Annotated in this window: 29 protein-coding genes; 21 read left to right on the forward strand and 8 right to left on the reverse strand. The window is 47.2% G+C overall.

Annotated elements, in window-relative coordinates:
- Positions 1–7 precede the first annotated feature (7 nt).
- From ACSIPU_RS27555 to ACSIPU_RS27570, 4 genes are all read left to right on the forward strand, one after another.
- Positions 8–190, forward strand: a complete 183-nt coding sequence (locus ACSIPU_RS27555; protein ID WP_435322452.1) for an antitoxin VbhA family protein — start codon at positions 8–10, stop codon at positions 188–190.
- A gap of 78 nt (positions 191–268) precedes the next feature.
- Entirely contained in the window at positions 269–790 is a 522-nt protein-coding gene (locus ACSIPU_RS27560; protein WP_223307991.1) for a KfrB domain-containing protein, read from the forward strand.
- A 21-nt stretch (positions 791–811) separates the two neighbouring features.
- On the forward strand, positions 812–1,492 hold the full coding sequence (locus tag ACSIPU_RS27565) for an IncP plasmid survival protein KfrC family protein (RefSeq protein WP_039696259.1): 681 nt from the start codon (positions 812–814) through the stop codon (positions 1,490–1,492).
- 379 nt (positions 1,493–1,871) lie between these two features.
- Positions 1,872–2,354 (forward strand): hypothetical protein, encoded by a 483-nt coding sequence (locus tag ACSIPU_RS27570; protein WP_064756356.1) that lies wholly within the window; start codon positions 1,872–1,874, stop codon positions 2,352–2,354.
- Positions 2,355–2,452: 98 nt separating this feature from the next.
- Here the strand turns inward: ACSIPU_RS27570 and ACSIPU_RS27575 are convergent, their stop codons facing one another.
- The 4 genes from ACSIPU_RS27575 to ACSIPU_RS27590 form a co-directional block, all read right to left on the reverse strand.
- Complete coding sequence (locus ACSIPU_RS27575; RefSeq protein ID WP_223307921.1) at positions 2,453–2,668, reverse strand: hypothetical protein; 216 nt, start codon at positions 2,666–2,668, stop codon at positions 2,453–2,455.
- Between the two features lie 68 nt (positions 2,669–2,736).
- Positions 2,737–3,177 (reverse strand): protein traM, encoded by a 441-nt coding sequence (locus ACSIPU_RS27580; RefSeq protein ID WP_004196152.1) that lies wholly within the window; start codon positions 3,175–3,177, stop codon positions 2,737–2,739.
- Complete coding sequence (locus ACSIPU_RS27585) at positions 3,177–3,962, reverse strand: conjugal transfer protein TraL (RefSeq protein ID WP_024252936.1); 786 nt, start codon at positions 3,960–3,962, stop codon at positions 3,177–3,179. The genes ACSIPU_RS27580 and ACSIPU_RS27585 overlap by 1 nt, the downstream gene beginning before the upstream one ends.
- On the reverse strand, positions 3,962–4,510 hold the full coding sequence (locus ACSIPU_RS27590) for a TraK family protein (protein ID WP_239802620.1): 549 nt from the start codon (positions 4,508–4,510) through the stop codon (positions 3,962–3,964). Before ACSIPU_RS27590 ends, ACSIPU_RS27585 begins: the two co-directional genes overlap by 1 nt.
- Positions 4,511–4,745: 235 nt before the next feature.
- Between ACSIPU_RS27590 and traJ the strand changes: the two genes are divergently transcribed.
- The 13 genes from traJ (at position 4,746) to ACSIPU_RS27655 (ending at position 18,513) form a co-directional block, all read left to right on the forward strand.
- Positions 4,746–5,105: a conjugal transfer transcriptional regulator TraJ gene (gene traJ / locus ACSIPU_RS27595; RefSeq protein WP_048207648.1), complete on the forward strand. Its 360-nt coding sequence runs from the start codon at positions 4,746–4,748 to the stop codon at positions 5,103–5,105.
- A 28-nt stretch (positions 5,106–5,133) separates the two neighbouring features.
- Positions 5,134–7,767 (forward strand): TraI/MobA(P) family conjugative relaxase, encoded by a 2,634-nt coding sequence (gene traI / locus ACSIPU_RS27600; protein ID WP_153188861.1) that lies wholly within the window; start codon positions 5,134–5,136, stop codon positions 7,765–7,767.
- Entirely contained in the window at positions 7,764–7,919 is a 156-nt protein-coding gene (locus ACSIPU_RS27605) for a type IV secretory system conjugative DNA transfer family protein (protein ID WP_003019749.1), read from the forward strand. Before traI ends, ACSIPU_RS27605 begins: the two co-directional genes overlap by 4 nt.
- A complete protein-coding gene (locus tag ACSIPU_RS27610) occupies positions 7,906–9,852 on the forward strand; it encodes a type IV secretory system conjugative DNA transfer family protein (RefSeq protein ID WP_032310210.1) in 1,947 nt (648 codons plus the stop codon). The genes ACSIPU_RS27605 and ACSIPU_RS27610 overlap by 14 nt, the downstream gene beginning before the upstream one ends.
- Positions 9,849–10,382 carry a conjugative transfer signal peptidase TraF gene (gene traF / locus ACSIPU_RS27615; protein ID WP_004196194.1) on the forward strand — a complete coding sequence of 178 codons (534 nt, stop codon included), beginning with the start codon at positions 9,849–9,851 and terminating at the stop codon, positions 10,380–10,382. The genes ACSIPU_RS27610 and traF overlap by 4 nt, the downstream gene beginning before the upstream one ends.
- An 8-nt stretch (positions 10,383–10,390) precedes the next feature.
- A complete protein-coding gene (locus ACSIPU_RS27620) occupies positions 10,391–10,732 on the forward strand; it encodes a hypothetical protein (RefSeq protein WP_229430296.1) in 342 nt (113 codons plus the stop codon).
- Positions 10,729–11,055 (forward strand): hypothetical protein, encoded by a 327-nt coding sequence (locus ACSIPU_RS27625; protein ID WP_063862696.1) that lies wholly within the window; start codon positions 10,729–10,731, stop codon positions 11,053–11,055. Before ACSIPU_RS27620 ends, ACSIPU_RS27625 begins: the two co-directional genes overlap by 4 nt.
- The gene (locus ACSIPU_RS27630) at positions 11,052–13,079 is read left to right on the forward strand and encodes a DNA topoisomerase 3 (protein ID WP_015059025.1); all 2,028 of its coding nucleotides are present in this window, start codon (positions 11,052–11,054) and stop codon (positions 13,077–13,079) included. Before ACSIPU_RS27625 ends, ACSIPU_RS27630 begins: the two co-directional genes overlap by 4 nt.
- A gap of 15 nt (positions 13,080–13,094) precedes the next feature.
- Positions 13,095–13,280: a hypothetical protein gene (locus tag ACSIPU_RS27635; protein WP_004196216.1), complete on the forward strand. Its 186-nt coding sequence runs from the start codon at positions 13,095–13,097 to the stop codon at positions 13,278–13,280.
- 5 nt (positions 13,281–13,285) lie between these two features.
- Positions 13,286–17,245 carry a zincin-like metallopeptidase domain-containing protein gene (locus ACSIPU_RS27640; protein WP_435322451.1) on the forward strand — a complete coding sequence of 1,320 codons (3,960 nt, stop codon included), beginning with the start codon at positions 13,286–13,288 and terminating at the stop codon, positions 17,243–17,245.
- A 55-nt stretch (positions 17,246–17,300) separates the two neighbouring features.
- Positions 17,301–17,765 (forward strand): KfrB domain-containing protein, encoded by a 465-nt coding sequence (locus ACSIPU_RS27645; protein WP_052765825.1) that lies wholly within the window; start codon positions 17,301–17,303, stop codon positions 17,763–17,765.
- Between the two features lie 173 nt (positions 17,766–17,938).
- Positions 17,939–18,301: a hypothetical protein gene (locus ACSIPU_RS27650; RefSeq protein ID WP_223307923.1), complete on the forward strand. Its 363-nt coding sequence runs from the start codon at positions 17,939–17,941 to the stop codon at positions 18,299–18,301.
- A 32-nt stretch (positions 18,302–18,333) separates the two neighbouring features.
- Positions 18,334–18,513, forward strand: coding sequence for an Hha/YmoA family nucleoid-associated regulatory protein (locus ACSIPU_RS27655; RefSeq protein ID WP_057521282.1), 180 nt, complete (start codon positions 18,334–18,336; stop codon positions 18,511–18,513).
- 22 nt (positions 18,514–18,535) lie between these two features.
- Here the strand turns inward: ACSIPU_RS27655 and ACSIPU_RS27660 are convergent, their stop codons facing one another.
- Together ACSIPU_RS27660 and ACSIPU_RS27665 are read right to left on the reverse strand one after the other, a co-directional pair.
- Positions 18,536–18,994 (reverse strand): hypothetical protein, encoded by a 459-nt coding sequence (locus tag ACSIPU_RS27660; protein ID WP_048207639.1) that lies wholly within the window; start codon positions 18,992–18,994, stop codon positions 18,536–18,538.
- Positions 18,995–19,021: 27 nt separating this feature from the next.
- Entirely contained in the window at positions 19,022–19,228 is a 207-nt protein-coding gene (locus ACSIPU_RS27665) for a hypothetical protein (RefSeq protein WP_003019785.1), read from the reverse strand.
- 183 nt (positions 19,229–19,411) lie between these two features.
- Between ACSIPU_RS27665 and ACSIPU_RS27670 the strand changes: the two genes are divergently transcribed.
- Complete coding sequence (locus ACSIPU_RS27670) at positions 19,412–19,789, forward strand: hypothetical protein (protein ID WP_223307924.1); 378 nt, start codon at positions 19,412–19,414, stop codon at positions 19,787–19,789.
- A 153-nt stretch (positions 19,790–19,942) separates the two neighbouring features.
- Complete coding sequence (locus tag ACSIPU_RS27675) at positions 19,943–20,140, forward strand: hypothetical protein (protein ID WP_048207638.1); 198 nt, start codon at positions 19,943–19,945, stop codon at positions 20,138–20,140.
- Between the two features lie 37 nt (positions 20,141–20,177).
- Here ACSIPU_RS27675 and ACSIPU_RS27680 read toward each other — a convergent pair whose 3' ends face one another.
- Both ACSIPU_RS27680 and ACSIPU_RS27685 read right to left on the reverse strand, forming a co-directional pair.
- Positions 20,178–20,348 (reverse strand): hypothetical protein, encoded by a 171-nt coding sequence (locus ACSIPU_RS27680; protein ID WP_152913116.1) that lies wholly within the window; start codon positions 20,346–20,348, stop codon positions 20,178–20,180.
- Positions 20,349–20,350: 2 nt separating this feature from the next.
- Positions 20,351–21,238 (reverse strand): hypothetical protein, encoded by an 888-nt coding sequence (locus ACSIPU_RS27685; protein WP_223307925.1) that lies wholly within the window; start codon positions 21,236–21,238, stop codon positions 20,351–20,353.
- Positions 21,239–21,633: 395 nt separating this feature from the next.
- On the opposite strand from ACSIPU_RS27685, the gene ACSIPU_RS27690 reads away from it, so the two are divergent.
- Both ACSIPU_RS27690 and ACSIPU_RS27695 read left to right on the forward strand, forming a co-directional pair.
- Positions 21,634–22,143 (forward strand): hypothetical protein, encoded by a 510-nt coding sequence (locus ACSIPU_RS27690; RefSeq protein WP_141091931.1) that lies wholly within the window; start codon positions 21,634–21,636, stop codon positions 22,141–22,143.
- Between the two features lie 4 nt (positions 22,144–22,147).
- Positions 22,148–22,492: a hypothetical protein gene (locus ACSIPU_RS27695; RefSeq protein ID WP_103849416.1), complete on the forward strand. Its 345-nt coding sequence runs from the start codon at positions 22,148–22,150 to the stop codon at positions 22,490–22,492.
- Positions 22,493–22,528: the final 36 nt, after the last annotated feature.

A 22,528-nucleotide genomic window follows, 5' to 3' on the forward strand; every position in this document is an offset into this window, starting at 1 on the left:
TGGTAAATTGTTTTTTAAAAATAGGACGCATGTTTGTGGGTGTATTTTTTGCCCCCTCGCCCCCCCCCCCCCCCCCCCCCTTTATGAAGGTATCAAACAACGCATCATTGCCGGTGAAATTACTTACGAGCAGGGTAGAGCGGAGATATTCGAATATCATGCTCAACGTGCAAAACAACACCAGGCATGAGCGACAAAAAAGACCCGTATCTGTATCCGGGTACTGATACCCTTATCAACAACGCTGGGATCAGGGATAAAAAACAGCTTGAAGAGTTTGAGCGCAGCAGATGATGATGCAAGGAGAAAACTGTATCTTGCGCGTGACGTGGCCGTTATCAACGCAGATTCATCCATGCTTGCTGACATTATAAAAATAGCAGTCAGCCCTATCCCGACACAGACGGTTGACGATAACACCAGGAGTAACACCGACATGAGCAAACAGCGTGTTCTTGTCATGAACGGCCAGCGCGTGCTGCAAAGCGAAGAAGCAGGCAAATGGAAAAATGACAACGTTGATAAAGCGGGCAGCATAAAGCCAGGCATTTACCCGCTTTATCTGTCCAAGGGGCCGGATAAAGCCAGCTCTTATAATGGGCCGATTTTACACGCAGATAAACAATCAGTATATCAGCAGGTAGGTAAGCAGATTTTCAAGCATGATCGCCAAAATTTCGATAAACTGCCAGAAGTAGGTACGGAAAAGAGTATTTCGTATGACCAGACTTCCGGTAAAGCTCAGGTAGCAGCAGCCACAGAGAAGCAGGGCCGGAAGTTCTCCAGATAGCGAATAGCGTAGGAGTCCCGGATGAAGCCAACTACCCCATTTAAAAATCCCGGCGCGGTCCGGGATACCTCCCCCCCTCGTCAGCAGCCTGATATTAAACCTGATCTTCTCGCAGAGTCGGAAGCTGTGAATATCCAGGAACAGGTACAGCAGCTGCATGACGAGCAGCAGCAGTTGATCAATGACCCATCCCATTTACAGGATTCGCAAACTGACGCCGGTAACATCGAGCAGGAATATAAGGATGCGGTAGAGGCGGCAGTAGCGGATAAAGAAACGCAGGCAGAAAACCTTGAAAACCGGCTGGAATCGCTGATAGACAAGCAGGAGGCGGTTCTGCAGCAGATGATGAGTCGTCAGCCTGGGTTTTTGGCTCTGCCCGGTCAGAAGGCAAAATGGCAGTCACAGGTACAACAACAACAGTCATTGCTGAGTCGCCTGCAGAACCGACTGGAAACTGTCAAAGAGATTCATGACGGGATGGGGTTACATGGCCCGCGTATACACGAACTGGCGACGGCCAAAGTGCGGCATGATAAACCAGAGCTTGCCGAAGGATGGGATGAAATGCGGGCCGCACAGCGAGCGCATGAGAATCTCATGCGGAAGCAGGCGAAAGAACAGAAAGAAAAGCTACAAAGAGAGCAGGCTCCATCACTAAGTAAAGGGAATGGTCTGAGCCTTACAAGAACAATAACTTGATCAGCTACAGAATCCCCGTCATGCGGGGATTTTTTTTCCGCAACAATTCCTACCCCCCAAAAACAGCGAAACCCCGATAAACGGGGTTCAGGCCGGTTGGCGATAAGGCACGCTACAACAAACTTCGCGATCTGACTACATAGGCTGCATTCCGCTTTCCCGCCTTACAGGGAGGTTGCCTAAACCTCGCCAGACCGTGAAGATAATATATTACATCAAATGCGATAGTGTAATGTCTTTAGCTAAACAATTTTCGTCAATTTTAGCCGCTAAAATTAATTTCGTTACGGTGTCACTATACGAGGCCGCAGAGTATCTTGTCGTGCTCATAGGTTAATGCTAATGTATGCGTACATTAGCATTAATCGGAATTCCAGACGTGAGAAATGAAACGAAAGAGGCCATGCGACTGTTTTTAGGAGGCCGCTGTTACACGGCTGAAAACCTAGAAAGGGATTACCTGGCCGAAGTGACTGGTTACAGTGACGATCGCTGGGAAGCCCCGCAGCGTGCCGCACGTCTGGCAGCAGCGGTAAAACGCTACAAGACCTCAGAAATGCTACGTTTCATTTTCGCGACAGTTGCACACGATCCCGACCCAGATTTAACACCATTGGCCGTTAAACGTCTGTGTAAAGCACTGTTTGGCAGAACCGGCAGCCAGTGGCTGATTGTGGACATTTTCGGTGAGAAGGGGCGGCAGCGCCGCAGCAACGACAGCAACCCGGAGTCCGTGGAAAAGATTGCCGCAAAATATCGCCACGAAGCCGGGCGGCACTGGTCTGCAACGCTTGCCGAAATTGAACGTATAAAACGGCTCTATCAGTCTGAAATTCAGGTATCAAGAGAAAAGCAAAGCTAAGACCTTTGTTGTTAATGCTAATGTACGCATACATTAGCATTAACAACAGAAAAGGCGTAAAACAGGGCCATAAATGGCCTTGGCTTTAATAAGGATTATCAACGATAAAAAAAGTCGTCAATGATCTGTAATGGACGACCTGGTTTTTTGCCTACAAAGTAACGGCCCCGTGGTAAGCGTTCGCCTTTCTTCAAACGGTAGATCCAGTCCTGAAAAGCAGGGCGGGATTTATAACGGCCAAAGGCTTCCAAAGACTGTGTTACCTCGACGGTTTGGCTACCATGTTTCCTCATTTTCCGCAGTGTTTCTTCCATCAGTGACACGTTATGCATTTAACTATTCTCCCTGGATTTTTTAGCCGCTAAAAGTTAGCGGCTAATAGTCATTTGTAAAAGGTTGCAATGAATGCGACGGCAGCAGCCATTAAGGTGATCACCGCCGCCGCCATATTCATCATGGCAAGTTTTCTTGCCCCTTCTATGTGCGACCGCGATTTTCTGATCTCGTCCTGAACTTCTTTTCTGATTATGGCAGCGGTTTCTGTAGCTGCAGATGTCAAAACCCGCTCCATTACTTCCGTATTGGCCTTTAGCGCGGCGTTAAGGATACGGTCAGCCTTATCCTTCGCGCTGTAATCCCATTGCATCAGGGCGCTTTGTAGCTCGGATTTAAACTCATCCAGAATTTCTCCCTGTTTCTCCTGGCTTTCATCCAGCAAATACCGAAGCAGGGTAGGAACGACCATAATCGGATCGGTTTCATCCAGTGCTATACCATGCTTTTTAGCAATGAGCGCAATGAGTTCTTCCGTCTTATCATCCATCAGATCACCGTTGCTAAATCAAGCTGTTCGAAAACAAGGGCGCGAACCTGTTTCAGACGCTGGCGAACCATAATAGATAATGATTTATCTTCAATGGCCTCATCGAAGGTCTTGTAGTTTTCCAGCATGTCGGCAAAGTCCTGGCCGTGTAACTCTTTTTTGAGCGTAGGCAAACGGATAAGCGCATCAACCTTGTCTTTATTCATCAGGTACGCTTCTGATTCTTCGAATGGCACTCCCTGATCGGATTCCACCGCGCCCCAATACGGGTTAAGCCAGACAACAAAACGGGTTTCTGACGGATACTGCTCCACCATCGCCTTGAACCCCTCGACGGTGTAATCATGTGCCTGCCCCCCCACAATCGAGATATGAATGACAAGCTGTTTACCCATTTCGTAAAGCAGGGCGGGGATTTGCTGGCTAATCATATAACTTGATAACGGAATAAATGACGGAGCGCCGTTATCGATAATAACGTCCCTGTCACCGGCTTCATCAATCCACTGGATGAGGGTATCCAGTTTGCGCTGATTAATTTCATCACCTTCCATGATGTTCAGCTGTCGGACGTTCAGTTTTTCATAATTAGAGAATGTCGGATTGAGCGGATCGGTATCGATGCACAGCGGTAGTTCACCTTTGCTAATCTTGTACATTCCCAGCAAAGCGGTACTAACGGATTTACCACAACCACCTTTTCCTTGCTGGGCGCTGTGAACAGCATGGCGTACCGGCACTGATTCAGCTTCACTTTGTTTTTGATTTTTGTCTGCAGTAGGCATTAGTTAGTCCCCTTCTTTTTTCCAGGATTAAAATTAAAAGTTGGCAGCTGACTGCCGGGATTCGTAGGCGGCTCTCTTTTGACCGGCGTTCTCTCCGGGATCACGTTTTCTTTCTTTGGTGACGGTCCGGCTTGTTGGCTTTCTTTCTTTACCGCAGCTCCAGCAGGTGTACTTTCGCCAACAGCAGCTGCACGTTTTCGTTCATCTATGTATCGCCGGACATGCCGACGAAAAGTTTCGTATGTGGTATTAACACGACCAGTTTCGTGCATGTGTTCCCATATCGTTGTAAGAGAGTAACCGGCTTCAATCGCGTTTTTGACGTCTTCCCGGATTGCCAGGAAGACTACCCTCGCGCTGTTTGCACTCTTGCCGTTCAGCCCCTTTTTCTGCTTAACCCACTCCTGTAGGTCAGTTAAATAGTCTTTTCCCATCCGATAACCTGCGTGTGTATTTATGAGGTATTTCTGTGTATTTACGTGTGTATTTAAGCAGGATAACAGTTGTAAACCGCCCGGAAAACGTTGGTTTTCCGGTGTATGCGGCATAGTAACGCCGTTTTTTCGTTATATCCACAGTTTTACACCAAAAAACACGACATTCCACTTTTCTTTGTGTAGACTTTCCTTGGCGTAAACACCGGCGAAAGCCGGGCAGGACATGTAAAGTTAGCTAACCTGTAAACAGGTTATCAAACTTTACTCTCCCCTTATTCGCATCTTCGATTCTCAAGGGGAGTCCTGCTCTGCGAGGCTACGCGGCTACCGCCGCGAGTGAGGTCAAATGACGGAACAAGTGAAAACTACACGTAAGCATGGCAAGCACATTCGTGTGCCAGTTCTGCCAGAAGAAGAAGCGATCATTAAGCGCAACGCAGATGCCGCTGGTCTGAGCACAGCGGCATTTCTGCGTAAGGTTGGAATGGGTTATGAAGTGGAATCCATGGTTGATATTGAACAGGTTCAGGAGCTGAGTCGGGTAAATGGTGACTTAGGCCGACTTGGGGGATTGCTTAAGTTGTGGCTTTCCAATGACGAGAGAACCCGTAATTTTTCCCCGTCGCTGATCAAAACTCTTTTGGGAAAAATCGAGTCAACGCAAAACGAGCTACGCACAGTAATGGACAGGATACTGAGCAAATGATTTTAGCGGCTAAAATCCAGGGGGCATCGTGATTTCGCGTCACATCCCAATGCGTAATGTTAAGAAAAGTAGTTTTGTTGAGCTTGCAAAGTATCTGCAAGACCCGCAAAACAAACAGGAGCGCGTGGGCGTTATTAAGGTTACGAACTGTCATCAGGAAAACATTCTTGATGCAGCCCGCTATGATATAGAGCCAACACAGCGGCGTAACACGCGCTCTGAGGGCGACAAGACTTATCACCTTGTCATTTCCTTCCGTCCTGGAGAAAAACCGTCACAGGAGGTTCTGGACGCTGCAGAAGAACGTATCTGCGCGGCTATGGGATATGCCGATCATCAGCGTGTCAGTGCTGTTCATTACGACACTGATAATGTGCATATCCATATCGCTATAAATAAAATCCATCCACAAACTCACAACATTCATACCCCCTACAACGATTACAAAACCCGTTCAGCGGTATGCCTGGCACTCGAAAAGGAATTTGGCCTTGAAAGCGACAATCACCGGGCAAGCAAAACGCGGTCTGAAAATAATGCGGCAGATATGGAAAGGCATTCCGGCAGAGAAAGTTTACTTGGCTGGATAAAGAGGGAGTGCGCAGATCAATTAAAGAGTGCGGCTAACTGGCAGGAGTTACATCAGGCAATGCGCCAGAATGGGCTTGAGTTACGCCAGAAAGGGAATGGATTCGTTATTACTGGTCCCGATGGCCTTGCTGTAAAAGCCAGCTCTGTAGATCGCTCACTATCCCGCGCAGCGCTTGAAAAGAAATTAGGCTCGTTTGAGTCTTCCGTACCCGACACGAAACCTTCCAGACCTTCCCCGGAAGCGATTAAACAGCGATTCGGTTCAGCTGCACACGTTAAGCGGCCCGGAGATCGCCCGCCTCCAATGCGTGAAAACCGACAGGTTAACCTTGGCGATGTTCCCGTTATGCAGATTAACAGTGGTAAACGCTACGAGGGCAAACCGCTGGGTTCTCAGGGGGCAAGTACCTCAGCTCTTTACGGGCGCTACCAGAGTGAACAGCAACGGCTTACAGCTGCCCGTAACGAAGCACTGCGCCTGGCAAAGGTTAAACGTGATCGCCTCATTGAAAACGCCAAAAGGTCAGGCCGGTTAAAGCGGGCAGCTATCAAGTTACTGAAAGGACCGGGCGTGAATAAACGCTATTTATATGGTCTGGCAAGTAAGGCGCTTGGGGAAGAACTTGAACGGGCAAATGCCATTTATAAAAAAGACCGGCAGGCAGCTTATGACATTCATAAACGCCGTACATGGGCTGACTGGCTGCAGTTCAAAGCCGCAGGTGGTGATGATGAAGCGCTGAAAACTTTACGCCAGCGGAATGCACAGCAGGCCCGCAAAGAGGCCAACATTCTGCATGGCGATAAAGTCAAAAAAGATGGCCGTATCCCTGGACTCAAACCGGACAGCGTAACGAAGGAAGGGACGATTATTTACCGCGTGGGAGAGAGTGCTATCCGTGACGGTGGTAAACGTCTGGATGTATCCCGCGATGCCGGAGATGACGGTCTTCATGCCGCACTGCTTATGGCTAAACACCGTTATGGAGACAAACTCACCGTTAACGGCAGTTTTGAATTTAAAAAACGCATTGTAGCTGTAGCCGCTGCGCGTGAGCTGGACGTGTCATTTGCCGATCCTGAACTGGAAAAGCTGAGACAAATTCTGACTAAGAAAGCGGCCCGCGAACGTGAATACATCCACATCCCCTTTGAGCAAAGAGGCAAGGCCCGGCAAGCCGGGGCCATGTGGGACACCGAAAAGAAATCCTGGTTTGTCGGTCCTTACGCAACCAGAGATCGGATTGAAAACTTTATCCGAATGAATGAGGAAAAAGACAATGAGCAAAGACGACAAAGATATGCCGGAACAGAACGAACCGATGCAGGACGAGAACGAAGCGGCAATGGCAATGCTACTGGAGCAAATGAGCCAAGAGTCACAGGACGAAGCACCTCCGCTGATGCCGGAAACAGATATGGAACCAGCAGCAGCAGAAGACGAACTGGCACAGGCGATGCTGTTACTACAGCAGGAAGCCAGCCAGGAAGGAGTGATGACACCCGTACAGGGAGAAGTCGAGCAGCCGAACCAAATGGCGAACGAGGACATAGTAAGCCCAACGTTGCGCGACCTGGACGCCAGCCGCCGCCCACAGCAAAAAACCGTCTGCGAGCAATGTCCGAACTCGGTATGGTTCGCATCGCCGGAGGAAGTGAAGTGTTACTGCAGGGTAATGTTTCTGACCAGCTGGAGCACAAAACAGCCGAACGTGCTGATCAACTGCGACGGGATATGGCTGGGGCAGGAGGAATAACAACGCCTGCTGAGGTTAAGAAACCGCTGAGTAGTGCTGAAAAATATATCAATGAACGTGAGCAAAAACGCCTTAAAGGGTTCGATATACCGAAACATAGAGGGTATAATTCTACTGATAAAGGTCTGTTTGAGTATGCAGGCCAACGTAAAAGCGGGCTGGAAACGTTAGCCCTGCTAAAACGGGATGATGAAATTGTTGTTATGCCTGTCAGCGATTACACCGCCCGGAGACTGAGCAATCTTAAAGTCGGGGAGTCGGTCACACTGACCCCTTCCGGTTCAGTAAGGACAACGAAAGGAAGAAGTCGATGAAAGAAAAAGAATCAACACCGGTGTTGTGTGAATCCCCTAAAGGAGTGGGGATAGTGATCCCACTTGTAACATCTTGGCCGGATTCAGTCGTAGTAATGGATGTCACCCATGATGACTGGAAGATAAAAGAGGAAGCCAATGAGAAAGCCTAATAACGCTGTAGGGCCGCAGGTCCGTAATAAAAAGAAAACTGCGAGAGGGAAACTGATCCCGGCGATGGCCATCACTTCACTGGCGGCTGGCATCCAGGCTGCCACACAGTATTTTGCTTACAGCTTTAATTATCAGGAACTGCTGGGGCCAAACTTCAATCACATCTACGCGCCGTGGTCCTATTTCAAATGGTATTCAGCATGGCATGACCGTTTACCTGATGCGTTTTTTGCAGCTGGCAGTGTCGGAGCTACGGTCGCTGCCGGTGGTCTGGTCCTGACTGCACTGACAAGTATGATGAAAGCAAACTCATCCAAGGCGAATGAATATCTTCATGGTTCTGCAAGATGGGCTGACGAACAGGATATAAAAGCTGCTGGCCTGCTGGGGAATGATGAAGGGGTTTACGTTGGCGCATGGGAAGACAAAAACGGCCAGTTGCAGTATCTGCGTCACAACGGCCCGGAGCACGTTCTGACATATGCACCTACCCGTTCGGGTAAAGGTGTTGGCCTGGTTGTTCCCACCTTGCTTTCCTGGAAACATTCAACGGTAGTGGCTGACCTTAAAGGTGAACTGTGGGCGATGACGGCGGGCTGGCGTAAAGAATACGCCAAGAATCTGTGTCTGAAATTCGAACCTGCAGCTGCCAATGGTTCCGTCGCCTGGAATCCTCTCGATGAAATCCGTGTGGGTACTGAAAACGAAGTTGGCGACGTTCAGAACCTTGCCACGCTGATAGTTGACCCGGACGGTAAAGGGCTGAACGACCACTGGCAGAAAACATCACAGGCGCTTTTAGTTGGTGTGATCCTCCATGTACTTTACAAGCACAAAAATGATGGTACGCCAGCAACGCTTCCGTATGTTGATTCCATCATGGCCGACCCGGAAAGAGGGGCTGGGGAACTGTGGATGGAAATGACGCAATACGGCCACGTAAACGGCGAGAATCATCCGGTTGTAGGTGCAGCTGGCCGAGACATGATGGACCGCCCGGAAGAGGAAGCCGGTTCCGTGCTGTCTACTGCAAAATCTTACCTCGCCCTTTTCCGTGATCCGGTTGTGGCCCGCAACGTCAGCGAGTCACATTTTAAAATTAAAGACCTTATGAACCATGACGATCCGGTTTCCCTGTACATCGTCACTCAGCCAAACGATAAAGCTCGTCTGCGCCCGCTGGTACGAATCATGCTGAACATGATTGTTCGCTTGCTGGCCGATAAGATGGAGTTTGAGCGCGTCAATAACAACCTTACGCTGTGGCAGCGCTTTAAACAGGCGTTTGGTTTTTCTGTCCAGGGAACCAAAAGGGTACAGACGAAGAAAACCTACAAACATCGTCTTCTGGCTATGATCGATGAGTTCCCAAGCCTGGGTAAACTCGAAATCATTCAGGAATCGCTGGCCTTCCTTGCGGGTTACGGCATCAAGTTCTACCTCATCTGTCAGGATATTAACCAGCTGCGTAGCCGTGAGACAGGTTACGGGCCGGATGAAACAATCACCTCGAACTGCCATGTGCAGAACGCATACCCACCTAACCGTACCGAGACAGCCGAGCACCTTTCTAAGCTGACCGGGCAGACAACGGTTATCAAAGAGCAGATCACAACCAGCGGGAAACGTGCCAGCGCGATACTGGGTGGCGTGTCCAAAACCATGCAGGAAGTACAGCGCCCGCTGCTGACTGTGGACGAATGCCTGCGTATGCCTGGACCTAAAAAGAATGCAGAAGGTCTGATCACCGAGCGCGGCGACATGGTGGTTTACGTGGCAGGGTTCCCGGCCATTTATGGAAAACAGCCGTTGTTCTTCCAAGATGAAATTTTCTCGCTTCGTGCCTCAGTACCTGAGCCAAAAACTACCGACCGTATTCGCGCCGCAGTTGCTGCGAATGATGACGCCAGTAATGAGGCTATCGCAATATGAAAAAAGTGACCCGGTACGCTGCCATTGGCGTTATTTCAGCTTCATTGATTGGTGCAGTTGTGTGTGGCCTTGGATATGCCGCCGGGTTACGCATCAATACCACGAAAAGTATCCCTGTTGGGTTGTACAAAATCAGCCAGAAAGCGCCAGAGAAGGGCGACTATGTAATTTTCTGCCCGCCTGAAAAGGCTATTTTCTCCCTGGCACAGAAGCGCGGTTACATCGGCAGCGGCTTTTGTCCTGGGGGGTATGGCGAGATGATGAAGCGGATTTTAGCGGCTAAAGGCGATGAAGTCGCTTTTCGTGATGATGGTGTTTACGTCAATGGACAGTTATTGCCTTACAGCAAGCCGTTAAGCGCTGATCCGGGCGGGCGTAAACTGCCCGCCATTCGTGAAGTGTACACGTTGGGTAAATCTGAACTGTTGCTGATGACTGACCGCAGCGCATCATCATTTGACGGGAGATACTTCGGTGCGGTCACAAAGTCACAGATTATTTCTACGGTATTACCTGTAATGACCTGGTAAAAAAGAATATGGGAATTGATATGGGGTTATTTCATAAGAGTGCGGAGAAGGAAAAATTAGAGGCACTGGAAAAAGTTATTTCAAAAACCAATCGGGGCATTTTAAAACGAATTGATGAAAATCGCGAACTACTCGAATTGTTATATGAAAAAGCACCAGAGCTTATGGATAAATGTTTCTGGATTCGATGCTGGATTGAATCTCAGGATGAATTTTTAAGTAAGTTGGCAGAGGTTTCTGGCGTGGAAAATCGTACCTATAACCTTACTCCTGATAAACCTTATCCACGTCCTTTTCCGAAAAAACCAGATTGCCTTACGAATTCTTCGGATGAGGATAATACCGTATGAATAATCTCATTATGTATGCTTTGAAAACTATTCGTTATCGCAGCCTCATTGCTGAGGCGCTTTTGGGGAATTTATCAGAGTGTGAAGATAAAAAAAGGCGAAGTGAAATTATCACGGTCTGTCATCGCTCCGCTGATGTGATTGAACATATATCACAGTACGCAATTGAAGATTGCCTTGATAAACATCAATTGATACAGGATCTGGAGTCTGCTCTATTCATTCTTGATGTTTTCAGTTGTGAATTAAATAACGTTGATTCATGTGTCCCTGATAGTGAAGAAGTTAAAGCGCTTATGGCAGAAATAGGGAGTGTCAAATGAGAGTATTCATTGCAGAAAAACCAAGTGTTGCGAAAGCTATCGCTGAAATATTAGGCGCAACAAATAAAAAAGACGGTTACATTGAGTGCGGTAGTGACTATGTGACCTGGTGTTTTGGTCATATGTATGAGCAGGCCGAACCGGATGTGTATACACCAGATAATGTACCGCGCAATGAGAGCGGCAAAAAAATCTGGCGAGAAGATGATCTGCCAATTATCCCGGAAAAGTGGATTATTAACCCTCGTGAAGATGCTGAGAAACAGCTGAAAACCATCCGGCATTTGGTAGAACGGGCTGACACTATTGTTAATGCTGGCGACCCGGATCGCGAGGGGCAGTTACTGGTTGATGAAATTCTTGATGACATGGGATGCACTAAACCGGTCCTGCGTTACTGGTGTAATGCGAACGATACGGTAAGTGTTACCAGGGCGCTGAAAGGTCTGGAGAGCAACGATAAATATGTGAATTTTGGTCGTGCAGCTCTTGCGCGTGGCCGGGCTGACTGGTTGGTTGGCATGAACCTTTCAAGAGGATTCACACTGTCGGCAGCGCGTGGTGGCTCGCGTGTTCTGTTGACGGTCGGGCGAGTTCAGACACCAACGCTGGCGCTGGTTGTTGCCCGCGATCTTGAAATTGAAAACTTCAAACCAATTCCGTATCACAATATCAAAGCTGTCTTTAAACATGAAAAAGGGGCGTTTGTTGCGGCATGGCAGGCCAGAGAAGATCAGCCTGGTCTTGATTCTGAGGGAAGGCTTATTGACACTAAAGAAGCCGATAAATTAGTAGCGGCTTTAACCGGGAAAACCGGTAAGGTTGTAGAATATAAGCAAGAGCCTAAGAAAAAATATCACCCTAAAGCCTATTCTCTTGGTGGTATAACAGCTGTTGCTTCAAGTAAGTTTGGTTATTCTGGCGATCAAGTGCTGGCTATATGTCAGTCTCTTTATGAAACGCATAAACTTACCAGTTATCCACGTTCCGATAGCTCTTATTTGCCTGAATCTCAACACGCAGATGCGCCTCAAATTCTGGATTCTCTTCGGGTTACTTATCCGGGAATATCTGCCCTAATCGATAAGGCTGATCCAAAAGTCAAATCAAAAACTTTTGATGACTCTAAGGTGACAGCGCATCACGGCATTATTCCAACGATGCACAAAGGTAACATTGAGAGGCTTACGCCAGAAGAACGTAATATTTACGATCTCATTGTAAGAACATACCTGGCTCAGTTTTACCCAGTGCATGAATATAAAGCGACGACAATTATTATTGATGTTAATGGTGAAACGTTTGGGGCCGGTGGCCGCGTAACGACTAAAAACGGGTGGAAAGATGTTTATTCAGATGGAGAGGATGAAGACGAAGAAAATGAGTCTGAGCAGTCTCTTCCATCAATGAAAAATGGTGACGAAATTATTTGTGCTCAGGCACAGCGTCAGGATGCCAAAACTAAAGCGCCACGTCGCTTTAATGACGGTACGCTCAACACCGCAATGGAAAATATTCATAAATACGTTGAAGACCCGGCGCAGAAAAAATTACTGCGTGAAGGTGATGGTATTGGTACATCAGCCACCCGCGCCACAATCGTTGCCGAGTTAAAGAAACGTGGCTTTATCGAAAACAAAGGCAAAGACATTATCAGTACCAGGCTGGGAAGGGGGCTGATAGCCATTCTGCCAGAACTGGTTAAAAGCCCGGTCATGACAGCAATCAACGAACGTATGTTGCTGGAAATTGAGCAGGGCAAACGTGACGTTGATTCCTTTGTGAAGATGCAGGAAAAATTTGTACGAGATCAGATTAAGGTTATTAACGCTGGGGCTATCAAAGTTGCCGGTGGTGTGCAAATTTCTGAGAAGTACAAATGCAAGGTATGCGGTAAAGGGCTTATTCGCCGTCCGTCCAAAAAAGCCGGTCACTTCTGGTCCTGCAGCGGTTATCCCACCTGTAAGGAGTCTTACCCGGATATTAAAGGTAGTCCGAACTATAACCCCGTAAAACGCGCTTAATCGTGGAGGCAGTATATGACTGACACTAACGCAGTAATTCGCCCTGATGTTAACGACGCAATACAGGATAAATATCGCGATCTGATGACACCGGGATATGTAGCCGAGTTTTCCCCGGATGAAGCTGATCTTGCGGGAGCGTTCGAAGATGATGCACTGAATGCGCGTGACGCATATGAAAGTGCTTTTGATGCGGAGTAACGACCATGGCAGAAGCTAAAGCGAAAAAACCATTTCATGAGATTGTGGCTGAAAACCTGATAGCCCAGCTCAAAGAGGGTACGGCGCCATGGCAGAAGCCATGGAATCCGGGCGCACCAGGTGCCGCTCTTCCCATGAACCCTACCACCGGTAAACGCTATAAGGGCATTAACGCGATTCACCTTATGGCGCAGGGTTACAGCGATCAGCGCTGGATGACCTATAAGCAGGCGACAGCTGCAGGTGCGCAGGTGAGGAAAGGCGAAAAAAGTACGCATGTCCAATACTGGAAATTCACTGAGGAACGTATCAAGCGCAACGATGATGGTAGCATTGTGCTCGATAAAGATGATAAGCCGGTAAAGGAAACCGTCCAGCTGGAGCGTCCGAAAGTATTTATCGCCTCAGTGTTTAATGCGGAGCAGATTGACGGTCTTCCACCAATGGCCGTTCGCCAGGATAAGAGCTGGAACAGCATTGAACGTGCCGAATCCATTCTTGAAGCCTCTGGCGCGAAAATCTCACATGACCAGGTAGACCGCGCTTTTTACCGCATGTCTACAGACAGTATTCACTTACCGCAGCAGGCCGCTTTTCCAAGTGCCGACCGTTACTATGCCACTGCACTTCATGAGCTGGGCCACTGGACCGGTCACGCCTCACGCCTTGATCGTGATCTGGCCCATCCTTTTGGTAGTGAAGGTTACGCCAAAGAGGAACTTCGCGCAGAAATTGCCAGCATGATCATGGGCGATGAGCTGGGAATAGGTCATGACCCTTCTCAGCATGTCGCTTATGTTAAATCCTGGATTAAAGCCTTGCAGGATGATCCGCTGGAAATTTTCCGTGCTGCAGCTGACGCTGAAAAAATCCAGGGCTTCGTGCTGGGCCTTGAACAGCAGAGGACACAGGAACAACCGGTAACGCTGGAAACAGAGCTGCGCGTAAAAGAGCATAATGAGGTCTTGGCCGAGGTACAGCGGCTGACTAACCCGCAGATTTTCGATGCTGAAACAGTGCAACTTTACCATTTCACTTTCATGACTCTGGAGCAGACAGCGGAGGAAGCTGGTTACGTTACCCATTACAGTCGTGGCACTGGTGAGCTGGGCGAAGAAACCATTCGTGTTAACTATGAAGACAGTAACGGCAATACTATTCCTGTTCATACTGATGTGGTTGGGCGCGGAAAAGCGTTGACGTATATCGGTGATGAACGTGTACCCGGAACGGGATTCTCTTCTGATAATGAATGGCAAAGTAATGCCCTTAAAACCGCTTTTGTCAGCATAGATAATAACCTGACTTTAGCGGCTAAAAAGGTTCAGAGTCAGATTGAAAATATCAGTGGCGACCCGCGAGAATTACCGCAGGACGCTAAGTTTCCTAAAAACTGGTGGCCTAATTCCAGTTTTCTGGCGTCAAAACCTAATGGAGAATCTTCCGCAGCGCCTGCGTCAGAAGAGGAATCCCTTGAGGTTTATCGTGAAAGGAAGAGGGCAGAATTATTTAACAAGCCAGCGCTTCCCAAGGAACTACAAGAACAGCTGAAGGAAAACATTAAGCGGCATGCTGACGCCATCGAAACGGGGCGCATCAATATGAGCACTAAACCTGAAACGTCTGTTACACCCGAACAGCAGCGGCAGTATCGTGCTGAGAAATTCATTCTTTCTAATCTCGATAGTGGCCTTTCTAAGCACGTCCAGAATATGAACCGTCGCCAGCTTACACTATCGCGTAACGTCCTCTTTGATGCGCAGAACAGCAATCAGGATAGTGATTTCTGGAAGCGTAACAGCGAATTTCATTCTTCATTCAGTCAGAACTGGAATGAGGCTCAGGACAAAATTAAGAGCGCATATCGTGAGCTTGATTTAGCATTAACCCTCCTGCCTGAGCCGAAATATACCATTGTGGAAAATCCCGGCCAGAATGAGCATGTGAATATCATCATGCAGACCAACAGCGCGGTTAAGGCGCTGGCCGCCGTTAACGAAGGGGATAACCGTTCAATTTATGACTCACGTCTTATCGATAACGGTCAGGTCGATCTGAATGACCTGCAGAACAATTTTTACCAAACGCTTGACGCAGAAAAAGCAGCCTTAACGCAAGGTGTTATCAAGCCTGATGATGAGATTAGCGTACTCCCGCCAGGTGAAGCGCAGGAATGGTATCAGGACCGTGTTGAAAGCCTGATGGAGGGTGCTGACAGCCCGGATGAAATGAAACGCGCTCTGGATGCGCTGGGGCCGGAACCGGGCGATAATGAGGCTGTTTTCCTTGGTGAAGACGGCGGGCGAGTTCTCCCGGAATTCAGCCTGAATGTTGCGCAGGAAAATACCCCAATCAATGTACCCTACAAAGAACGCAATGAAGCCAAAGCGCTTGGGGCTAAATGGGATCGAACCGAACAGACCTGGTTTGTACCAAAAGGCGTATCTCTTGATAAATTTGCAAAATGGAGCGGTGAGCCAGCTGCAGCTGCAGAAAAAAATACGCCGGTTGCATCTGTGAAAGACGTAACGCCGGAAGTGGGTGAGCGTCAGGATCTGGCCGTCCCTTACAAAGACCGTGCAGAAGCTAAAGCAGCTGGCGCTAAATGGGACAAAGAGAAAAAAACCTGGTACGCCGAAGCCGGGGCTGATATGCAAAAACTGGCGAAGTGGAAACCTGAAAACGTAGTGATCGAGCAGTCACCGGCAATGACGCTGCAGGAGGAAGTGGAAACCGCGTTAAAAGATATTGGGTGCATCCTCGATGCCGATACTGACCGGGGCCAGAAGCATCCAATTATGGATGGTGAGAAGCATCGGATCACGGTAGAGGGTGACAAGAAAGGGGAGAAGTCAGGTTTTTATATCATCCACACTGACGGCCATCCTGCAGGCTTTATGCAGAACAACCGCACTAAAGAAGAGTTACGCTGGTCTTCCAAGGGATATGTGCAGTCCGACGAAGAAAAAGCGCTCCTGCGGGCGCAGGCAGCTCAGAAACAGGCCGAAAAAGCGGCACAGCAACAAAAAGAACATGAGTCCTCTGCAAAGCGTGTTGAAAAGCAGCTCGCCAAACTCAATGAACCTCAGCAGCAAACTGCTTACCTGGAGAAAAAAGGGCTGCAGGTGCATAAAGGCGTGTTCACTGACAAGGAAGGGCAGAAAACCTTTATCCCTGCTTATGATGTCCAGGGTAAGCAATGGACCATGCAGTACATCAACGAGGACGGCACAAAACGTTTTGCCAAGAACGCCCGTAAAGAGGGATGTTTCCATGTCGTTGGCGGGCTGGACGCGCTTAAAGAATCCCCGGTGCTGATCGTGGCCGAAGGTTACGCAACGGCAGGGAGCATCACAGAGGCTACTAATATGCCAACGGTCGCCGCCTTCGATTCAGGTAATCTGGAACCTGTCGCTAAAGCACTTAAAGAAGCCTACCCCGATAAGCCAATCATCATTGCCGGTGATGATGATATTTCTCAGTCATGCAAAATGAAGGTGAAGGATAAGGCCAGTGTAAACGTTGGCAGGGAAAAGGCGCTGGAGACAGCGAAAGCTGTCGGCGGTGTGGCGGTGTTCCCGGTATTTGCTAAAGGTGAAGTACCTGGGAAAGACGAACTCAGCCAGATTAAACCGGCGGCGTATCTTGCTCACCAGACCGCCTCGCGCAAACTGGAGGCTCATACGAGCGGTGATAAGCCACTCCCGGATGCCGAAGTGAAGGTACTGCAGGCAGCGCAACTATCGGAAAAGCAGCTTGATATTATTCGCCGCGCTGATCGTTACACTGACTTTAACGATCTGGCCGTAAATAGTTCTCTTGGCCGGGAAGGTGTGGCGATGCAGTTGAAAGCCGTCATTGCTGACCAGCTGAATAAAAAACAGCAGCAGTCACAGGTCCAGACCGAAGAGAAAAAACTCGTTCAGGAAAAAGAGAAAAAGCGGACCATTCGCCACGCTATGTAAGACGTTCTGACACTGGCCTGCCTGCGGGCCAGTAAAATTATAAGGAGTAAGACCAATGCAAAAACGCAGTTATACGCAAGATGCAGCGATGCCTGCAGGTCGTAACAGTAGCGACATCGGGGTTATCATGAAGCCAGAAGGCTCCATGAAAATATGTGTGCTCAACGGTAGCTGCCAGGTAGATAAAGTGGTCGGTGGTGAATGGCAAACACAGAAGGTATTGCCGGAGGCCGGTTTGCCAAAAGGCATTTATCAGCTTTCCGAGGCGCAGCAGGCGTCCAAGAACGTTTATCCGCATTCCCATGTAGGACAAGTGCTACACGTTGACGATCGCCACGTCTACCAGCTGTCTCAGAAAGGCTTAGTACAGCATAATAGAAATGCCTGGGAGAAGGAGCCGGTAGTAGGGCAAAATTACGAGGTGGCTTACTCTCGTGGAGTAGGGAAGGTAAAGAGCGAACTGACCCAGGATGAAGCGCAGAAGTTAAATAACAGTCAGTCTAAATCGCGCTCGCTTTAACATTAAAATAAAAGGCATCGAAAGATGCCTTTTAAGGACAGGAAATGAAATAAATATATACCGCAGCGTTTTTATTAATTTTTACCCCTTTAACTTATGCTACCGGTATCCCATGTGCCAGCTGTGCAACGGTTGAGAATGCGATAAAAGGAAATACTGATGAAACACCAATAATGGTGACGCTGGATACTCCGATTGACAAAAATAACATTACGCCAAAAGAAATTAATTTAATCTCACAGGACACTAAATGTCTTTACTCTGGCGTGCTTACGCAGACTCTTTCAGATAATAAAGACAGTCGTATTATTGACGTGAATAAAAAGGTTTGCGGCTCCAATACTGAAAAAGTGTCTTACTCCGTTTTACGTATTAGTGCCAGCGAACAATACAGCAAAGGTACACCGCTAAAACTGTATCATGCCGCCGTGATGACTCCAGCAGGCCCGTTGTTCAGCGCAGATGTAATGAGCGAAATGATTAAAGATATTGCAGATGCAGCAGACCAGGCTAAGGCAAAAGGACTGACTAAGTGAGTCATTCAGATAAAAGGTCCGAGTTTTTGTATATGTTCCGGCGCTGCAGAGCGATAGATACAGTTGAACGCCTTTATGAACATAAACGGGACACTGTACCCGAAGAACATATGGTAGATTTTTTGGGGGCATACGACCACAGAAAAGCGGAAGTAATTCATGGGAAAATATGGGATAAAGTACCTGCGTCAGCGTGGAAAAATGTTAAATAAGGCCGGGATGCCGGCCTTTAATTTAGTTGTCGCCGTACTCACGTTTGATTTTTAATGTTAATTCGCTAAATAATTTCTGAGTAGGAAGGTAGCCGCATTCGTCCTTAATTAGATACTCCGTGGCGTACATCCAGCGCATCATTGCATTAAGGGCTTCATTAAAAGTATTGACGTCATCTTCTGTTTCTAAATAGGTTAATTTACAACAAGTCCATGCCGCTGAGTTTTCGATCAGCGTGCTCTCATTTTCGGTGTTTTTGTAAGCACCGAAAATTTCAAAACCTTTACCGCTGAATTTTGGCGGTAAATCATCGGACATTAGAAATGGATAGCCAGATTTTCTACCCATATATGCGTTAATCACGTCGGATACAACAACAGTTGACAGCGCAAAGGGTGCGTGTTCGATGATGTAGGCTCTTAACATCGAGTAAAGATGTTCTGGTTTAAGCAAACCTGCATAGGGCTTTTCATTTTTCATTTGATTCATCCTTATAGTTCATGACATTCAGAAACCAATTAAACGGCATTCGTAGCTTACCATCTCACTCAGGTAGCGTGGGATCTGTTCTACCAGATGGGTATTGGTAGCCGCCAGACCTTCTATCTCGTCAATGGTGACTTTTGGTAGTTCGTTCAGAAATTCACGAAGGGATAACAAAGCAAGGCGCTTGCTGTTCTCTGAGTCGATTTTCCTATACGATATACGGGACATTTGAAATTCCTTGCACGGATTTTTGGTGTCGGATAGGGAGGTGGCAGCCTCCCTATCACCCCTTGAGTAGGACATTATGTCCTGTATCTATAATAGGACATTTTGTCCTATTTGCAAGTAATTTTCAAACCGTCTAAGGATTGGGAGTACGCCGTGCTATATATGTTGATCTGCAGTGTTCTGATGCTGGCACTGGTAAAAATCATGTGGCAGTCGATGATCGCGGCGGCTTCTGGAGAACGCCAGTTAATCAAAAATAATGCCAAACTTGTATTTACCTGCTTTCCAGCAATTTGCTTTATTATCTCACCGTTTATTTTGTCTTTCATTTCTGGTGAAGGTATTTATACAGTTAAAACACTTTCACAACTTTCAGTTGCGTCACAATGGCTGGGGTTTATTTCATCTTTAGTAATGGTTATAGTATTTTCATTTTATTCTGAACGTGGAAAAAATTTCTGGAATACTGGTTGTTCCGTGCTTTCATTAATTCTCGCATTTATATTTTTTGACAGTGCAATGTTCAATACCGGTGAGAATGGTTCCGCTAATTCGATATGAATGGCGCTGTCCTACATCAATTGCAATGATGCAGGAATCAGGAAAGATGTTTATTCCATGGCCTGATTATGAAGATGGCAAAAGTAAAGATTTGACTAAAGGCATTGATAAGCTGCAGGATGAATTTAAAGATAAATAGAAGGAAGAGAATTAATGGAAATTTTCTGGAAGCCTCTGGGTATGGGGGCAGTGGCTGTACTTATCGGGATTGTTTTGCTCTGGCTTATTCCTGAATATAAAAAGACGCCCAGGAAAGCGGCTGTAGCTGTAATTAATATCGGAGTAGCTCTCATGCTCGCGGTGGCAGTAGGAATGATTGCAGTGATGATGATGACGCCAGCAGGAACCTGAGAAAACTCTTTAGCGGCTAAAATCGTAGCCGCTGATTTTACGAAATTTTCTTTTTCAGGTGGGTATCTTTACTTACATTAGCTACATCTGTACATAATGATGAAGCCACTGCAGCCTGAAATGCCTTTATAAAAACGTGATCTACATTTTCGTTTGAAGCAAAAGAAGCCAAAGGGAAAATATAAAAAATAAGAGCAAATATTTTCATGTTTAACCCTCACCGTAAAGTAAACGTATTTGTTTGATAACGTTAGCCGCATCACCATTAACAAGTTTATGAAATTCTACAGCCATATCCTTTAGCTCGCTATCTTTCAGCAGCAGCTGCAGTCTCCCTAAGAAAAGTGACCATGGTTTTTCGCTATCCATACGGCGGCCAAGGCGGGTATGCGTACCGGCGTGGCATTTAGATTCTTCACCATTATGTACTGCGTTCATGAGCCTCACCAGTGCAATGAAAGTATCCCAATCATGGCGGGTATCAAATTGCGCGGTTTCACAGGTAAACGCCAGAACAGGAGGGCGGTTATCCTCCGGTGTATCGAAGGAATTACTGTCATTTCCCCGGACAATAATCGTAAAGGTCTTGTTCCCAACCGTAAACGAATAATCGACGGATTGGATGCCTACCGGCGCGTGTTCGGTTGCAAACGTCCTTCTGGATTCTTCATCACGAATATAGAAGCGATGTGCAAAGCCGAACAGATCCTGATAATAGTCAAGACTGCTTTCTATTAGGGTATTATCGATGCGGTCACGTATTGCAAAGTAATCAGGGCCAGCCAAATGTTTGCTATCCAGTTGCTTCCTGGCCGCATCTGTCAAAAAAGCTATTTCAGCGGGAGTCAGATCAGCAGGTTCATTTGTATTCCAGGGATCGCAAATTTTGTGATGAAGCCTTGAAAGTGTTTTGACCGGTTCAGCTACAAGCCGTGTAAGTTCGCTCTGTGTTCCATCATTAGCAATGTTGTTTAGTGAGTTCTCTATCAGGTTAACCAGGAAAGCGTTAACTGACAGGTTACTTGCTTTAGCATAGGTTTTGATACGCTCGACTTGATCTCTCGACGTTCGCAATGAAATCTGTGTTAGATCCATCATTTCACTCCTATTGAATGATTTAACATTCAACGATGCTACCACATTCATAATTGATGTCATTTCATTTTTATCACATTAATGGCTTTTTTAAGTTGCCTTGATTGCCCTAGCCAGTTTAAACTGTATATGCAGTAAAAAAGCCATACACTTAACGAGTGGGCTTTTAGGGTATACCTTAGTTAACTAGCTGCGCAGCAAGGGGAGAAGATTAGTGGAAAACAGGAAACCTAAAGCCAGATACATTGTTGGTATCCCTCATGGTCGGGTTCTGTACGAGGGCAATTTGCGCTTTGCAGCCTGGTGGTCCTGGTTGTTCAACTGTCGCCAGGCTGTAGCATTTGACCGGCGTTCGTGGGTTATCAATCCCAGCTATTGGATCGCTGGCGATATACCCAATGAAAATTACTTCAATATGGAAGGCCATCGCTGTGCAAAAAATTAATTGGACACCGGAAGAGGATGCAATCTTGGGAACCGACTCGCTGGCAAAAGTATCCGTTCGGCTCAATCGTCCAACAAGCCAGATTCAAAAGCGAATGAAAGAGCTTGGCATTGCTCATTTTGCTCAACGCGGTACACCTCGTAGTTCTGTAAGGTTACAAGCTGAAGAGGCCCAAAAGGAACGAAATAAAATCAGATTCATTCAGCGAATGCGTAAAGGTGCGGTTATTGCGGAAGGGGTAGCAAATGGTTATACCTATACCGCTTTAGCAAAAGAGTTAGGGATCAGTCCCACAGCGGCTAGGAATCAGTTTTTTGTATTTCTTAGAGTAGCAATGCTTCCTTCGATGCTAGGCGAGGAAATACCACGGGATTTCAAAAATATTCCATCTCATGTTCTAAAAAAAGCTGTGTGCTGCGTAGAGAATTATTGTCTTAACCTTGAAAAGGAAGAGGTGGAATAAATATATGGCATACAGCAAATATCTGAATGATCCCCTCGACGAACATTATCGGTTAGAACCGGGGGAATATGTAGAAGAAGGGGCTATTCCAGATGAAGAGCTGGAAGTTAGAAAACAATTGGCTGCATTAAAATTGTGTGAAGAGCGTCTGCGTAAATGTGGTTTCTTTTGGCGTTTATTTAATTCGGAAGAATATAAAGGCTATCTTCATATAGCTAAAACAGTTAATGACAATCTAATGCAACTTGTGAACAGGACACCCCAGCATAAGGCTGCCATCAGGCGTATTGTGAATTCGATGCCTGAAAGCAATGGCGGGCGTGAAGCCTTACAAGACTTTCTTAAATAAAACAGTGGGGAGAGATTTATGAAAATCAACGAAGTA

Origin of the sequence: Klebsiella sp. HN106, from assembly GCF_051209435.1 — a bacterium.
GTDB classification, from domain to species: domain Bacteria; phylum Pseudomonadota; class Gammaproteobacteria; order Enterobacterales; family Enterobacteriaceae; genus Klebsiella; species Klebsiella oxytoca.

Coding starts and splice junctions, on each gene's coding strand:
- ACSIPU_RS27680 (WP_152913116.1), bottom strand. CDS start 20,348: ATGAAAATATTTGCTCTTATTTTTTATATTTTCCCTTTGGCTTCTTTT.
- ACSIPU_RS27575 (WP_223307921.1), bottom strand. CDS start 2,668: ATGGAAGAAACACTGCGGAAAATGAGGAAACATGGTAGCCAAACCGTC.
- ACSIPU_RS27590 (WP_239802620.1), bottom strand. CDS start 4,510: ATGCCGCATACACCGGAAAACCAACGTTTTCCGGGCGGTTTACAACTG.
- ACSIPU_RS27655 (WP_057521282.1), top strand. CDS start 18,334: ATGTTCCGGCGCTGCAGAGCGATAGATACAGTTGAACGCCTTTATGAA.
- ACSIPU_RS27695 (WP_103849416.1), top strand. CDS start 22,148: ATGGCATACAGCAAATATCTGAATGATCCCCTCGACGAACATTATCGG.
- ACSIPU_RS27580 (WP_004196152.1), bottom strand. CDS start 3,177: ATGGATGATAAGACGGAAGAACTCATTGCGCTCATTGCTAAAAAGCAT.
- traJ (WP_048207648.1), top strand. CDS start 4,746: ATGACGGAACAAGTGAAAACTACACGTAAGCATGGCAAGCACATTCGT.
- ACSIPU_RS27665 (WP_003019785.1), bottom strand. CDS start 19,228: ATGTCCCGTATATCGTATAGGAAAATCGACTCAGAGAACAGCAAGCGC.
- ACSIPU_RS27625 (WP_063862696.1), top strand. CDS start 10,729: ATGAATAATCTCATTATGTATGCTTTGAAAACTATTCGTTATCGCAGC.
- ACSIPU_RS27635 (WP_004196216.1), top strand. CDS start 13,095: ATGACTGACACTAACGCAGTAATTCGCCCTGATGTTAACGACGCAATA.
- ACSIPU_RS27650 (WP_223307923.1), top strand. CDS start 17,939: ATGGTGACGCTGGATACTCCGATTGACAAAAATAACATTACGCCAAAA.
- traF (WP_004196194.1), top strand. CDS start 9,849: ATGAAAAAAGTGACCCGGTACGCTGCCATTGGCGTTATTTCAGCTTCA.
- ACSIPU_RS27630 (WP_015059025.1), top strand. CDS start 11,052: ATGAGAGTATTCATTGCAGAAAAACCAAGTGTTGCGAAAGCTATCGCT.
- ACSIPU_RS27660 (WP_048207639.1), bottom strand. CDS start 18,994: ATGAAAAATGAAAAGCCCTATGCAGGTTTGCTTAAACCAGAACATCTT.
- ACSIPU_RS27685 (WP_223307925.1), bottom strand. CDS start 21,238: ATGATGGATCTAACACAGATTTCATTGCGAACGTCGAGAGATCAAGTC.
- ACSIPU_RS27585 (WP_024252936.1), bottom strand. CDS start 3,962: ATGCCTACTGCAGACAAAAATCAAAAACAAAGTGAAGCTGAATCAGTG.
- ACSIPU_RS27640 (WP_435322451.1), top strand. CDS start 13,286: ATGGCAGAAGCTAAAGCGAAAAAACCATTTCATGAGATTGTGGCTGAA.
- ACSIPU_RS27645 (WP_052765825.1), top strand. CDS start 17,301: ATGCAAAAACGCAGTTATACGCAAGATGCAGCGATGCCTGCAGGTCGT.
- ACSIPU_RS27690 (WP_141091931.1), top strand. CDS start 21,634: ATGAAAATTACTTCAATATGGAAGGCCATCGCTGTGCAAAAAATTAAT.
- ACSIPU_RS27610 (WP_032310210.1), top strand. CDS start 7,906: ATGAGAAAGCCTAATAACGCTGTAGGGCCGCAGGTCCGTAATAAAAAG.
- ACSIPU_RS27565 (WP_039696259.1), top strand. CDS start 812: ATGAAGCCAACTACCCCATTTAAAAATCCCGGCGCGGTCCGGGATACC.
- ACSIPU_RS27670 (WP_223307924.1), top strand. CDS start 19,412: ATGCTGGCACTGGTAAAAATCATGTGGCAGTCGATGATCGCGGCGGCT.
- ACSIPU_RS27620 (WP_229430296.1), top strand. CDS start 10,391: ATGGGAATTGATATGGGGTTATTTCATAAGAGTGCGGAGAAGGAAAAA.
- ACSIPU_RS27605 (WP_003019749.1), top strand. CDS start 7,764: ATGAAAGAAAAAGAATCAACACCGGTGTTGTGTGAATCCCCTAAAGGA.
- ACSIPU_RS27675 (WP_048207638.1), top strand. CDS start 19,943: ATGGAAATTTTCTGGAAGCCTCTGGGTATGGGGGCAGTGGCTGTACTT.